Source organism: Corynebacterium kalidii (assembly GCF_022869005.1).
GTDB classification, from domain to species: domain Bacteria; phylum Actinomycetota; class Actinomycetes; order Mycobacteriales; family Mycobacteriaceae; genus Corynebacterium; species Corynebacterium kalidii.
On sequence record NZ_JALIEA010000005.1, the window covers coordinates 79,775 to 94,091 of the forward strand.

Here is a 14,317-nt window from a genome sequence, read left to right on the forward strand (position 1 = left end):
ATCCCAGACCGGGGTCACTCCTTGGGCATGACCAGCTGACGGGGGTACGTGACGAAGACGGGCTCGATGTCCTCTTCAGGGGTGGTGGGGTCGTTCCAGATGATCTGCATGGTGACCTTGTCGCCTTCGACCCTGACCACCAGAGCGTCGACCGTGTCGACGCCGAAGACGATGCGGACGGTGTCGCCGGCTTTCGGGTCTGTCGCATTGGGGCTAGTCATCGCCAGTCACGGTCCTCTCCTCGGCTGGTGACCATGGTGATCTCCACCAAGTATGTCCTGACCACCGAGTTCATCACAATGGCGAGTTCCGTCAGCAGCTTTCTCGTGTGTTCCCAGTAGGCGAAGGTCAGCTGGCGCTTGGTGAAGAAGAGGTCGATTCGTTCCTGGTCACTGTGGGCCACCGCGTTCCGTATCCGGACCAGTGTCTCCAGCGATGCCCGCCAGCCCGGGTAGTCTTCGGGGTGTAGCTGCTGAGCACGCCGCCAGATCGGCAGGCCGAGGGATCGGAAGTCCTCGTCTATGACCGATGGGGACGGATTCTTGTGGTTGAGTCCCCGGCCTTTTCTTATGGCAGCGGTTGCGAGAGCTGCCAGTTGTTCGGTCGGCCACGATGCTTCTTCGGAGATGGTAGAGATCGTCTCGTCGTGTAGGTCTCGGCAGAACCCCTGAAACTCGGCGACCAACGCCGGGTACAGCGTCCGGTCGATGTTCTCGACGGCCCCGACAGCTGCTGCGTGATTCATGCTGATGGTCTGTCTGGCTAAAGCTAGGCTGTCCAGGAGTGCGCAGCGTCTCGTCTGCCATGTCTCCAGTGCACCATTGTTCCCCCATGGACAGAACGATAGCTTCAGGAGGGCAGTCTCTCGGTGACGCAGAGTACGGGATCCCTTGAAGCTGTGTATAACGCTGTGACTGTGCATTGTGCGGCGGCAGTCGGTCACCCCAGTCGCCGGGGGACCCGTTGATATGCGCGGTGCGACGGCCGCCGCGGACCCGCCCTGTATCGTGAGAACGGTCATGAAGGTTCTGTTGCTGTGCTGGCGAGATTCCGGCCACCCCGAGGGCGGTGGCAGCGAGGTCTACCTCGAGCGTGTCGCGGAGTACCTGGCACGGCAGGGGCACGAGGTCACCTTCCGCACCGCCCGTTACCCCGGGTCAGCGCCGTCGGAGCAGCGCAACGGTGTCACCTACAGCCGTGGGGGAGGGGCCCTGACGGTGTACCCGCGGGCCTGGTGGCACATGCTGCGGTCCGGACGCCCGGACGTGGTCGTCGACACCCAGAACGGCGTCCCCTTCTTCGCCCGGGTCGTCGCCGGGGCTGGACGCGACGGTGCACGCGCCGTCCTGCTGACCCACCACTGCCACCGCGAACAGTGGCCCGTCGCTGGCCCGGTGCTGTCGCGCCTCGGCTGGTTCATCGAGTCCCGGCTGTCACCGTGGGTGCACCGGCGGACCCCCTACGTGACGGTCTCTGAGCCGAGCGCGGAGGAACTCGTGGAACTCGGGGTGGAGCGGGGACGGATCACGGTCATCCGCAATGGCGTCGACGTCCCCGGCCCCACCGACGCCGTCCCGACGGATACCCCGGGGCATCACGGACGGTTCCGGCTCGTCACGTTGTCGCGGTTGGTGCCGCACAAACAGATCGAGCACGCCATGGACGCCCTGGCCAGCGTGCTTCCGGCGCATCCGGAGACCTACCTCGACATCATCGGCGACGGGTGGTGGTCCGAACGGCTGCGCCGGCACGCCGAGGACCTCGGGGTGGCCGGGCACGTGGTGTTCCACGGCCATGTCTCCGAGGAGGTGAAGCACCGCATCCTGGCACGAGCTGACCTGCACATCCTGCCCAGCAGGAAGGAAGGGTGGGGACTGGCCGTGATCGAGGCTGGACTGCACGGGGTCCCCACGCTGGGGTACAGGACCTCGGCCGGGCTGCGCGACAGCATCGTCGACGGGGTCACGGGCATCCTGGTCAGTTCGGAGGGCGGGTTGATCAACACGCTCGGCCAGCTGATGGAGGACCGGTCACGTCTGGAGGAGCTGGGGCAGGCGGCACGCCGTCGCGCCGGGACATTCTCCTGGGAGCGCACCGGTGCGGCATGGGAGGAACTGCTCACCGGCCTCGTGGAGTGACGGGCGGACGCTTCCGGACCAGCGTCTGTGTCACACGGACTACGAGGACGAGCAGGCATGCCAGCCCCAGCGTGCCACCGAGTGGGTAGAGTGTGCCGAACGAGACGACGACCGGAAGATCCTGCTCTGCCTGGGATGTAGGGTAAGCGACCGCCGCGATGACGAGACACACCACTGTCACCAGTGCGAGAACCCTGTTCGACCACCGGACGCTCACCACCGCGACACCGGCGACGACGATCAACAGGATGCCTCCCGCCGCCAGCGCGCTGATGAACGGATACAGGTCATCGGCGGTGTCGCGGGGGAGTAGTTTCGCCAGGGCGGCGGCAAGACCGAGGCAGCAGACGGCCGTGATGAGGGTGATGACGGAGGGGGCTAGAGGACGTCCCCGAAGGCGGTGTGGCGCCTGGCTGTACCGGTGCCCGGACATGGAACCTCCTTCGGACAGGTCACGGTACCAAGTGTACGTCCAGGTGCTCGACCAGGATGCTCACGCCGATGGCGACGAGGACGATTCCGCCGATGAAGGTGGCGGGCCGCCCCAGTTTCCGGCCGCCGTGGTGGCCGAGCCAGCCGCCCAGCAGGGACGCCAGGAACGTCGTCACCCCGATCACGGCGACGGCGCCGAGGATGTTGACCGGCACGAGGGCGAAGCCGATGCCGACGGCGAGTGCGTCGATACTGGTCGCGACGCCGAGGGTGAGGACGGAACGGACGGTGAACACCGCCGCTGTCGATCCGGTTGATTCGGTCCCCGCGGCGAAGCTGTCGACCAGCATCTTCGCCCCGATGCCGGCGAGCAGTCCGAAGGCGATCCAGTGGTCGACGCTGGTCACGAGGTCGGCGACGGACGAGCCCACGGTCCATCCGATCAGGGGCATGGCGGCCTGGAAAGCGCCGAACACCAGTGACAGCAGCAGGATGCGCCGCAGGACGTGTTCGCGGATCGTCGTGCCCTGGACGACGGAGACCGCGAAGGCGTCGGCGGAGACACTGACGGCGATAAGCAGCAGTTGGGTGGTTGTCATGGGGGTCGGGACCTCTTCTCGGCTGTTCCGGCAGGGATGTGCTGGGCCGAAGGTCTCGTTCGCCTGCGCGGGGCAGGTGAGGTGCCGGGCTGCGCGTGGGCGTGGCCGGTATGTCGACACATCTCCGGCCGGGATGACCGGGAACTACTCCCCTTCTCATGGGACGACGCACGGGATGGGCCGCGCGTCGGAGGGAAACGGTATCAGCAGGTCAGAGAGTGCGAAAGCGCGTTTTTCAGAGTTCGTGCGGGGAAACTCCGGGGCGCACGGGTGTTGACGTCCGTACTTCGTCAGCCGGCTTCCGGCGTGGCGGTTCCGTAGAGGCTCCACCGTCCGGACGACCAGATCTCCTCGTGGTGGCGCAGGACGGCCTGCACCCCGGTGTCGTCGGCGCCGTCGGTACCGCCGTTGTCGATGACGACCAGGTCGACGCCCCTGTCGGCCAGGGTGTCCTCCCCGGCGGTGAGGTCGCTGAGGGCACCGACGGTCCCCGGGTTCCCGTCGACCAGTTCACCGTCGACGATGAGGTACCCGGGGTCCAGCGGGCGCCCGGGCAGCATCTTCAACGCCGGGTCCAGGGCAGGGCGCCCCTCGGTCACCCGGTAGTTCCCGGGTGGCCACAGCAGGATCCTGGCCGTCGTCGCGTTCTCCTCCTGCCAGTCCGACACCTGGTCGGCGAGCCCGGCGTATCCGGCGTCGAGTTCCACCGGGGCGAGGTCCGCGAGGTCCCGTGGCAGCCCGGGCACACTGACCCACGTCAGCGCGACCACCGTGGCGGTGGTGGCGGCCAGGGCGCGCGGGCCCGTCCCCGCTGCACGGGTGATCCCGGCGGTGAGCAGCACGATCAGGCCGGGCAGAGCCAGGACCACGAACTTCTGGGAGTCACGGACCAGGCCCGCCCCCGGCAGGTACTCCAGGGCCCACCCGGTCACGGCGACACCCGGCCCGGTCGACATCAGTGCCGGCACGACGACGGCAGTCAGGGCGAGCCACACCAGGGGAGCGCCCCGCCGGTTCCCGCGACGCCACAGGAGGACCGCGGCCACGGCCGCCAAAACGGCGAGGACCACCCCGGCACCGGTACTCACCGGCGCCCACGCGTCACGGGAAGCCGGTACCGCGTCCGCGTTCCAGATCCCGCCGAGCCCCGCCAACGCGCCCACCGTGCCGACACCGGACTCGGCGCGGGCGGCGAACAGCGCCGCTCCGGCGGCATCGGACCGGGTCGCCCCGGCGCCCACGTGCAGCAGTGTCGGGACCAGCCACGGCAGGGACAGGACGGCGCCCACGCCGGCGACGGTGAGCAGCCGGCGTGCCGGCGTCGGGGAGAGCAGGGCCGCGACCGCCGCGGTCACCGTCGCCAGGATCAGTCCTGTCGGGGTGAGCGAGCAGACCACCAGCAGGGCCACGAGCGCGGCGACAGACCACGGTGTGCGGCGGACAGCGCACAACGCCACGGAGGGCAGCAACACACCGGCGAGCACGACCGACCAGTGGCCCTGCAGGAGCCGCTCGGCCACGTAGGGGTTCCACACGGTGACCAGCGGCGCGACGGCGGCGGCGGTACGCGCCCCCTGCCGTCCGCCCACCTGCAGCGCGAGTCCTGCCGCGCCGAGTGCGCCGAGGTACCCCCCGGCCAGCATCAGGATGCTGGCCGTCGCGGGCGGCGGCAGGAGGGGGGAGAGCCACGCCAGCACGGTGTCCTGGGGGATGGCGCGGGGGAGCCCGTCGCGTCCGGTGGCCAGGTCGTTGAGGGCCATGGTGTGGGGGACGACCATGTCGCGCAGGATCAACGACGTGGTGGCACCGCCGGGGGCGGCGTAGCTGACGAGGGTGGCCAGAAAGGGCCAGAAGACGACGGCGGTCAGCAGGATGCACCAGAGGTGGAGCAGGAGCTGTCGGTGTCTGCCGGGGTGTGGCGACGGGCCGTGGTCCTGCGTGGTCATCGTCTCATCGTAGGTGTGTGCAGGGGATTACGCCCCGCCAGGGCGCCCGGCCGGTAAAACCGCAGGTCGCTGTGTGACGGAGGCGTAATCGGTGCCAGGAGGGCGCCGGGCCGGCCGGACGGGGGCCGGACGGGGAGCGCCGGCGGCGTCTAACCGCGGTGCCGGCCGGCGGACCGGGAGAGCAGGAAGCCGATCACGAGGAGGATCACGCCGATGATCCCGGCGGCCCACGGGATGTAGGTGCCGATGAGGTCCATGGACTTCAGGCCGTCCTTCGCCCGTGCCATCTGGCTGTCGTGGGTCTCGTCGTTGAACTCACCGGGGTAGTACAAGGCCGTGCGGGTCGGGTTCGCGAGTTCACGCTCACGGTTCTCCGGCTTGGCCATCTCCGCGGCCTCCTCGTCGTCGCGGGCGTAGAACATCCACACTTCCTCGGCACCGTGGACGATGACGCCGGTGTCCGGCTGCACCCGCAGGACACGGTGGACGGTGTAGTAGCGGCTCATCTCGACATCGGGGCCGAGGTCCGCGTCCGATCCGGCCTCTGCGTCCGCCTCCGCGTCAGTGTTCGCCTCGTCGTCGTTACCGGCGGCGGGGGCGTCCCCGGCCTCTCCGGCATCCCCGGCATCCTCGGCGTCCCATCCCTCGACCTCGTCGGGGGTGAGCCCCCACTTCGCCGCCGGGAAGGAGAGCTTCAGGGAACCCAGCGACTGGCGGTCGGCGGCGCTCAGCTCACCGTCGCCCTTGAGCATCGCCTCGACGTTGGGGTACATCTCCGACGGGCCGATCTCCTGCTCGAAGCGGTAGACGGTCTCTCCGTCGATCTTCTCCTGGTCGACGAAGTCGATGTCGTTGGTCTCCATCAGCCGGTGGTCGAAGTACGGGTACGCCTTCTTCTCCGTGTTGAAGGGGAACTGGAACTGCAGCCCGGTGCGGGTGAACTGCGGGACGTCCTCCTGGACGTTGCTGCCCTCGACACCGGGGGCGGTGATGTTCAGCGACGAGGTCGGCTTGTCGACGGGCATGGCCGTCTTGCGGTCCAGGGTGACCCGGTCGATCTCGGCGGACAGCAGGTTCTCCGGCTCAGGCAGGTCGGCCTGGTAGACGGTGCCGCCTGCCTCCAGGGTGACCACGTCGTCGTCGGTGGGGTCCTGGGCCATCACGAACCGCTGGGACTGGATGTTCGTCTCCGGCCAGATGAAGCAGCTGACCACCTTGTTCTCCCCGCGGCACTCGGGCAGGGACTCCTTGCCGGCCACGGGCTTGTCGGCGGCGAGCGCTCCGGCGTCCGTCAGGATACCGGGGGTGACCTTGGTGACCGTCGCCGATTCGATGTCCTTCGGGATGACCTTGCCCTTGGGGAGGACGTAGGTCGGCAAGGCCAGTGCGATGACCAGCAGCGCGGCGCCGAGAATGATGGCGAGGTGGGAGAAGACCTTCTTCATGTGGCCTGGTTCCTGTCCTGGTGTACGTCAGAGAGCGATGTGTCCACGGCTACTTTACCGGCTGAAAGTAGGATGTGGGGGAGGAACGCACCCGGGGAATGTCCTGAGAGCGACGCCGGTGACGGACGTTCACCCGGGGTGCGTCGGGAGAGATCCGGAAAGCTCTGGAGAGCTCCGGAAATCTCGGTAATGCAATGCCACCACGGTAACCTGAACGGCGATGAGCACGCCGAGCCGGTCCCCGAAACCCTTCCTCCCCGCCCTGGAGGGGATGCGCGCGGTCGCGGCACTAGGGATCATCGTCGCCCACGTGGCCTTCCAGACCGGGAACGACACCGGGGCACTGGGCAACAGGATGATGGCCCGCCTGGACTTCTTCGTCCCCGTCTTCTTCGCCCTGTCCGGCTTCCTGCTGTGGCGGCGGCATGCCGGCGAGACCCGGTGGGCGTCCTACTACGTGAAGCGGCTCGCCCGGATCATGCCGGCGTACTGGGGGACCGTGGTCGTGGTGCTGCTGCTGTTCCCGGTGGCCTCGGAGGGCGGCGCGCCGGGGCCGGTGGCGACGGCGGCGAACCTGCTGCTGATGCAGAACTACGTGCCGGACGGTCTGGTCGGCGGACTTACCCACCTGTGGTCGTTGTGCGTGGAGATGTTCTTCTACCTGCTGATGCCGTTGCTGGCGTTGGCGGTGGGGCGCCGGAGCCGCCGGGTCCGCGTCGTGGCGATTCTCGGGGTGGGGGCGCTGAGCTACGTGTGGCCGTTCGTTGCCTGGCACGACGCGCCGGTGAACGCGCACATCATGCCGTGGGCGTTCCTGTCGTGGTTCGGCGCGGGACTGCTGGCCGCCGAACTTGAGGGATGGCTGGCTGACGCTGGCGGCGACCGTAGAGAGAGGGCTGCCCGGCGGGTGCGACGGTGGGCGGGCCGACGGTGGATCTGGATCCTGCTGGCGGTGCTGGCGGTGTTCGTGGCTGCGGTGGACGGGCCGGAGGGCTTGGTGACGGCGGGGGACGGTGAGTTCGCACGGCGTAACTTCTACGGCCTGGTCTTCGCCGCCAGCCTGATCGTGCCGTGGGCCGTGACACCGGCCTCGAGGGTGCTGGATTCGGCGGTGATGCAGGCGTTGGGCCGGTGGTCGTACTCGATCTTCCTGTGGCACATGGCGATGTTGTCGCTGGTGTTCCCGCTCCTGGGGGTGGGGCTTTTCCAGGGCCAGACGGTGCTTGTTCTCGTGGCGACGGTGGCGATCACGGTTCCGGTCGCGGCGTTGAGCTACGCCCTGGTGGAGGACCCTGCCCGCCGGGCGGTGAACCGGTGGTGGCGGGAGCAGCGACTTGGCTGAGGCACAGGGTGATCTCGCCGACGGGGCCTTCATATCATCTTTTCATGACGTCTGGAACCGGTCGTAGAGTCTGGATCAGTAGGGATTCTAGGTTCCTTGTTCCGATAGGAAGAAAGGGTGCAAAAGCAGCCGCGTCAACGTCCTTTGCGTCGCAGTCTTCGCGCGATATGATGGATATGGTTGGTTTTATGAGACGGTCGTTAACATTTATTTCCTTGATGAACTTTGTCTCGATGTGGCGGTCCTTCATTGTGAGAATGGACAAGTTTTCTCTCCGTATTTCGAGGGTTACTGCGAGGCTCTTTTCGCGTATCAGTAAGCGGATGATCCAGAGGATTACAGGGATGTACAGGACGGAGCACGTGACTACGGTGTACCATCGCCTGGAGTCGGTGCCGATCCCGAAGGCTAGCATAATTAGAATTATTTCGAAGAGTATTAGCCATAATGCAAATATATGAATTAAATAACCTTTTAATCGAACGCCGCCATCCGGAAGGTTTCTTTTAGATACGAAGCTTACTGGGCTCGCATTTGGTGTGAATGCTCCTGGTATTATCATCACGAAAAGAAAGAGGAAATAGCAGAGGGCAATTGTGAGGATTTTCCTGTTGGCGTCAAGGTGAAACAGGGAAAGAGTCCCCAGGGTTGGTATTATGATACATAAAGCGCGAAGGGTGGTCTTGATTGCTGAATCTCTTGCGCTGCTCAATTTTGGCAAGAATTTCCCCTATTCGTTTCGGTTTGCGGGCTCTTCGCGGTTGGGAGTGCGTAGCATAGGGTGGGGTTGCTGCGGTGTGGCACAACATGTAGAGGCCCTGGCCAGTACAAGATGAGAGTTACCACACCTTCATCTGACCGAACCAGGACCCTACAGTGCACCCTACTGGCAATCTCGTCGCCGACACCATCGCACTACACCGCTGAAATCGGATTAACCATCACGGACGCCGCCGATGCCGGCCCGTTCACCGTCATCAACGCCACCCCGGTCGCCGTCGACGACCAGTGCCCTGGCTGTGGCCAACCGGGCTCCCGACGAGATCACATCACTCGACAGCTGGTCGATCTGCCGGTGGTGGGCTTCCCGACCCGGCTGCACGTCCGGGTCCCGCGGTTCACCTGCACCAACGACTCCTGCGACCGGAGAACCTTCCAGGCATCACTGGCGTGTGCTGACGACGGGGCGAAACTGACCCAGCGGGTGACCCGCTGGATCCTCTAACGCCTCACCGTCGACCGCATGAGCGTGTCCGCGACAGCGAAAGCCCTAGGTGGGGGCTGGGAACTGGTCAACAAGATCGCGGTTCAGGCGTGCCGGAACCTTGTCTACGACTCCAGCGATCACCTCGCTGGCGTGAGGATACTGGGAGTCGACGAACACGTGTGGAAACACACCCGCCGTCCTGACGAGCCGTCCTCGATGGTTACCGTGCTGGTGGATCTGACCCCACTGGCCGACGGAACCGGGCCGGCACGCCTGATCGACATGCGCCCCGGGTGCAGCGCAGACGTCTTGAAGACCTGGCTGCAGGAACGTGACCCGTAGTTCCGGGACACCGTCGAGGTCGTGACGAGTGGCACGGCTTTGCCGGCTACGCCACCGCCGTGGACCATGCCCTCCCCGCGGCGACGAAGGTGCTGGACCGGTTCCACGTGGTGCATCTGGGCGCCGAGAAGCTCACCGCATGCCGGCAACGCCTGCAACGTGAAACCAGGGGGCGGCGTGGACGCAAGGACGATCCGCTGTACAAGCACCGTCGGACGCTGCTTACCAGGACGAACTTCCTCACCGAGCGGCAGAAACAACGACTGGATCTTCTGTGGGCCACTGACGACGACTATGTCGCGTTGCAGGTCACCTGGGGGTTCTACCAGAACCTGAACGGCGCGTACGGGCATCCAGACCGGTCCCGGGGCAAGGAGCTGATGCGTAGGGTGATCGACACGCTGCGCAAGGGCCTACCTGAGGGACTGGAGGAGTTGGCGCAGTTCGGGCGTACATTGTGGCGTCGTCGGGTGGACATCCTGGTGTATCTCGACGTCGGAGCGTCCAACGGTCCGGTCGAGGCCGTCAATGGACGGCTCGAGCATCTGCGCGGGATCGCGTTGGGGTTCCGAAATCTTGACCATTACATCTTGAGGTCACTGATGCATTCGGGACAGCTGAAGGGCCAGATCAATGCACTCTAGAACGCGAAGAGCCGATAAATCGACAAGAGCCGTGGAAGCTCAACGCTACGGGACTCGTTGCAGCGAAGTCTCAGATATCGGTTGAGGGACTGAAAGCCCCGAGAGATTTCGGAGGCTCCGATACGGGAGCGACGAACGGCACTGTCGATGCTGCCCACGGTGGGTAGCTGGATGGGGCCCTACCAGAACATACTGCCCGTCGTTGGGGCAGGCACTCGACGTTCCGGCTCCCCCAAGTATACCGCCAGCAGATCGCCGAACTCTTCGCGGGTGCAGTCCACCAGATTCCGGAACTTCAGCTTCGCTGTCGGACGCCCGCCCTCCCCGTCGCTGTAACTGATCGTCACAACCGGACCGCCGGCACTGCCGTTGGTACTCGCGTACTCCACCATCGTTGCGTCCGAGTATTCTCTGACCCACACATCTTTTCCGAAGTACGTCCATGCCCACACGACGTGGTTCTGTGACACCGTGCACCACAGCCCGACCGGGATAAACAAAACCGTAAATATCAGGAGTGCCAAGCACAGAGCACCGAGTAGCGTGTAGTGCAGTTCCCACGTCGGTCGATCAGGGAAGAACGAATGATCAAACAATCCTGCAAGCGTTATTGAAGTAAGTAACGGGACAATTGGGCCAATCACCAGAACGCAGGCCTTCCAAGATGAAGCCATCCTTAGACCTGACGAAGCACTGTCAACTCTGGTGAAATAGCGCCCTAGCCTTTCTGGAAAGTGTGCCGGCTCAGTCCCAGGTAGCAGAATCGACGAGATTCCGAGAGTGAACAGGGTACTGATGGCCGTCGCCATTACGCCGCTTCCCGCTTTATACTGGTACCCGTACCAGGTCATAGGCACGGCTATGATCGTAAAAACGAGTATTCGGATCTTCCAGTTGGGTATGACGGCTACTGCCCTCCAGGACGGCTACACAAAACACGGACTACCTCGTCGGGAAGATCCGTTATTTGTGGCTCGGGACCATCGGCCGGCGAGTTGAATACTCGCTGCACCAATACCCCATCCGCAGGCAGGGCACTCTGCGAGGAAATCAGTATATCAAACCAACTTGCGCCGACCAGATGAAGACCCTCGGCAAAGTAGGTGTTTCGGCTCGCGATTCGTGCGCCATGACTGAGGGGGGGATGGGGCCTTCTTGGCGGGTGGAGATGCATATAGCTGCAGACGGAAGAGGGTCTTTCCACCCTGTCAAAAGATCCGCGGGTGACACCGGGCCCGTCAGCTGAAACGAACGCCGATCTCACTGTGGCCGATGGTGATGACGCCACCACCAGCGTGGGCCGTAAACAATTAAGACCCGGCACCCACTCTGGCTTCTAGGATATTCCCGATATCCAACTTCCCACACGTTATGTGATTTAAGAACTGCGATTGTGACCCGTTTCTGTAGTACACTCTGTAGCCCTTATTTGGGGACTTTCTGTAATCTGTAACATCATCCCAATAAATGGCGATGTCGGCGTATTTAAGAAAGATCCCTTCATCGCAAACGTATACCGACGAGCAGCCATTGCTTTCCAATCTTAGTATTGTAGCAATGTAAACCAGCACCGTCGCCAGCGTAAGTAGCGAAAGGCAAAGAAAAATTGCGAAGGTCACCGGGGACTTTTCTCTGTTGGATAGCGCTATCTGGGTAAACATCGGAACAAGGGCCAAGATGGAGATGACGAGAAAGGAAGTCAGATATGATCTAACTTCCACTCCTTTTGGTTTTTGCACATACCGATAAAATATCCGTGGCACCGCAGAGTATGACATGCAAAAAATAGCGAACACTGAGGCGATTGTGAACGCCGCAATATCTACAATGGAAAATAGCCCATCGGAAACTCGGAAGTAGTAGAAGAAAACGGGAACTGCACATATGACAGCCCAACCAGATGCTGCAGATGCGACGCTCCGTTCTCGCACGTACGTCAGTTCCATAGTGCCTGTATTCCCTTAGTGATGCCGATTCCCGCTGCCGTAGCCACTGCGGCGGCTCCTACTACAGCAATAACTGGCGCGGCTACGGGTGCGGCAGCAGCCACTCCTACCGCCGCGAGACCAGAAGCAATAGCAGGGGTGGCAACTGCACCCACGCCCAGACCGACAGCGCCACCAGCCAAGTTTGATATGTAAGCTTCTTCCGCAGGCATCCCCTGCTGGCGGTCAATCTCAGCACCTGCGACTGCTCCCACGCCGGTAAACGCACGCGATCCCCAGCGGCTTGCACGGAGCAGATCATCAGCCTCAGAGCCCACGCGCTTAGCGGACTCCTCCGCAGCTCCAAAACCGATACTAGTTCCGGTGCTGTTTATCGCCCCGGCAATATCAGACGTCCCGAACGTGGGGTCGGTCACGGACACTTCTGGTTCTCCGGTTTCACTGTTGGTCCCGACAGTGACTTCGTTGCCGTCAGGGTCAGTGAGTTTACTGTCATTGCCACGGTGAACCGGTACCCCTCCAAGGACAGCACCGTTGACCCATTCACCACTCTCAGGGTCGTAGAACCTCCCCGTGTTCGGGTCCGGGTCACCGTTCTGCGAGATATCGTTGCCGGCGTCGTCCAGAGGAACAGGGGCTCCGCCGTCGGTACTCACCCGTGAGCCGTCCTGGTCGTCGACTCGGGTGCTCACCCCGGCATCGTCACGCTGGGTCGATTGAATCCCCGAGGTAGTGTCGTCCGGGTTGGTGACCTCCATCTCATACTGGTTGTCACCGGTGCGCTGGTAGTCACCATACGACTGACTACCGTCCGGATTGTCGGCCACCACCGTGCCTTGCGAGTTGTCGGCGTTGGCCTCAGAGGTCACAGACGGCGTAGCCGTCTCACCTGCGGCTGGAGCCTGGTCGAAGCGTTGGGTCATTAGTCGGTCATTATCGTTGTCTGTCTGCGCGTAGCTGCCACCACCTTCCTCCTCGTGCGACCAGATATCTACACCGTTAAGATCGTTGGCCGTGGTACGGATGTCATTGTCACCGTTGGGTCCGCCGGTGACTCTCGAATCCACGGTCTGCCGACCAGTACCAGGGACAATGACCCGCTCAGCCTCTTCACCATTGCCGAGATCTTCCTTCCACGGCACCCCCTCCTCCCTGCCGGTGATGTCTATCGCGCCGAGCATCTCCTTATCAGCATCCCCGTCGACATCGGCCGGGTTCTGGTTGCTGTTGGCCGCGATGCTGAGGTTGTTGTTGTCCTGTCGCCGCTGTTCAGGGTCGGGTTGCGGTGGGTTCTGGTTGCTGTCGACGGGAGGAGTGTCGGCCCCGGCTTCGGGGGAAGCATTGCCTACTAGGGCTCCAACCTGTGCCCCGGCGGCCGCACCCGTCGGGGTATCATCGTCTGTAGCGGCCAAAGCTCCTATCTGCGCCCCAGCGACAGCGCCTTGGGCTGCTGAAGCATCACCACTCTTCTGCTTGTCGGGGTCGGCCAGGATCGGCAGTAAAGTCGTGCGGTCCGGGTCGACGACCTGCACCAACGTGCCGTTGTCGTTGTCGACCTCGAAATGGGTCTCCACCGGTCGGCCGAGCGCGTCAAACGCCCACGGGGCTTTGACATGCTCGACGACGTTACCGTCGGCGTCGAGGACGTCGACACTGCCGTCGGGGTTCTTCACCATCTTGCCGCCGTCGGGCACATCCATGTCGAAGCGGTGCTCGCGTGGGGAGTCTGGGCCTTCCAACAGGATCAGGGACTGTTCGCGCCCATTGCCCCAGTTGATGTCACCGCGGTGGGTGCCATCGCGGCGTCGACGGTCAGCGAGAATCGCCCCGGCGGCCCCGGCGAGGACACCTCCGGCACCCAACGGGCCGACCGGCAGGTCACCACCATTGCCTCCCTGATCACCGTCACCGTCAGTACCGTTGCCGCCGTTGGCGCCGTTGGCGCCGTTGGCGGCGTGGTCACCGGGGGTTCCGGCCGGGGCTGCTTCGGACGTCGGGGTTGTATCGGTGTCGTCGGCACTCTCGGCGCGGGCGGTGTCGGGGTCGGTGAGTTGACGGCCTTCCAGGCCGTCCCGGCGGGTTGTCGAGGTGACCCCGGAGTCGGTGTCGGTGGTGAGAACCTCACCGGTGGCGGTGCCGTCGTCGGCGACCACCGCCGGGCCGTCGGGGGTGTCCACGACCCGGACCTGCCGGGAGTCGCCGTTGTCGTCGGTGACGGTGGTGTTCCAGGGGATGACCTGGCGCACGTTCGACCGGGCGGTGTCCCCGGCCGAGGG

The 14,317-nt window shown here is 64.1% G+C and carries 10 protein-coding genes and 2 pseudogenes; 3 read left to right on the forward strand and 9 right to left on the reverse strand.

The window, feature by feature from the left end; translation table 11 throughout:
• Positions 1-14: 14 nt before the first annotated feature.
• Entirely contained in the window at positions 15-221 is a 207-nt protein-coding gene (locus MUN33_RS00430) for a hypothetical protein (RefSeq protein WP_244802942.1), read from the reverse strand.
• Complete coding sequence (locus tag MUN33_RS00435; RefSeq protein WP_244802943.1) at positions 218-745, reverse strand: hypothetical protein; 528 nt, start codon at positions 743-745, stop codon at positions 218-220. The genes MUN33_RS00430 and MUN33_RS00435 overlap by 4 nt, the downstream gene beginning before the upstream one ends.
• A gap of 274 nt (positions 746-1,019) precedes the next feature.
• Here MUN33_RS00435 and MUN33_RS00440 point away from each other — a divergent pair, with 274 nt between their 5' ends.
• Complete coding sequence (locus tag MUN33_RS00440) at positions 1,020-2,138, forward strand: glycosyltransferase family 4 protein (protein ID WP_244802944.1); 1,119 nt, start codon at positions 1,020-1,022, stop codon at positions 2,136-2,138.
• Here MUN33_RS00440 and MUN33_RS00445 read toward each other — a convergent pair.
• The 4 genes from MUN33_RS00445 to MUN33_RS00460 form a co-directional block, all read right to left on the reverse strand.
• A complete protein-coding gene (locus MUN33_RS00445) occupies positions 2,119-2,571 on the reverse strand; it encodes a hypothetical protein (RefSeq protein ID WP_244802945.1) in 453 nt (150 codons plus the stop codon). The genes MUN33_RS00440 and MUN33_RS00445 overlap by 20 nt on opposite strands.
• 19 nt (positions 2,572-2,590) lie before the next feature.
• Positions 2,591-3,169: a manganese efflux pump MntP gene (locus MUN33_RS00450; RefSeq protein ID WP_244802946.1), complete on the reverse strand. Its 579-nt coding sequence runs from the start codon at positions 3,167-3,169 to the stop codon at positions 2,591-2,593.
• A 290-nt stretch (positions 3,170-3,459) separates the two neighbouring features.
• The gene (locus MUN33_RS00455; protein WP_244802947.1) at positions 3,460-5,115 is read right to left on the reverse strand and encodes an MmpA family trehalose lipid delivery protein; all 1,656 of its coding nucleotides are present in this window, start codon (positions 5,113-5,115) and stop codon (positions 3,460-3,462) included.
• A gap of 149 nt (positions 5,116-5,264) precedes the next feature.
• Positions 5,265-6,560 carry a PorA family protein gene (locus tag MUN33_RS00460; protein WP_244802948.1) on the reverse strand — a complete coding sequence of 432 codons (1,296 nt, stop codon included), beginning with the start codon at positions 6,558-6,560 and terminating at the stop codon, positions 5,265-5,267.
• A gap of 220 nt (positions 6,561-6,780) precedes the next feature.
• On the opposite strand from MUN33_RS00460, the gene MUN33_RS00465 reads away from it, so the two are divergent.
• Complete coding sequence (locus MUN33_RS00465; protein WP_244802949.1) at positions 6,781-7,902, forward strand: acyltransferase family protein; 1,122 nt, start codon at positions 6,781-6,783, stop codon at positions 7,900-7,902.
• Positions 7,903-7,936: 34 nt separating this feature from the next.
• Here MUN33_RS00465 and MUN33_RS00470 read toward each other — a convergent pair whose 3' ends face one another.
• Complete coding sequence (locus tag MUN33_RS00470; protein WP_244802950.1) at positions 7,937-8,614, reverse strand: hypothetical protein; 678 nt, start codon at positions 8,612-8,614, stop codon at positions 7,937-7,939.
• Positions 8,615-8,778: 164 nt separating this feature from the next.
• Here MUN33_RS00470 and MUN33_RS00475 point away from each other — a divergent pair.
• Positions 8,779-10,095 (forward strand): annotated as a pseudogene (locus tag MUN33_RS00475) (ISL3 family transposase).
• Between the two features lie 179 nt (positions 10,096-10,274).
• On the opposite strand, the gene MUN33_RS00480 reads toward MUN33_RS00475, so the two are convergent.
• Together MUN33_RS00480 and MUN33_RS00485 are read right to left on the reverse strand one after the other, a co-directional pair.
• On the reverse strand, positions 10,275-10,769 hold the full coding sequence (locus tag MUN33_RS00480; protein WP_244802951.1) for a hypothetical protein: 495 nt from the start codon (positions 10,767-10,769) through the stop codon (positions 10,275-10,277).
• Between the two features lie 1,262 nt (positions 10,770-12,031).
• Positions 12,032-14,317 (reverse strand): annotated as a pseudogene (locus MUN33_RS00485) (hypothetical protein); the annotation flags it as partial.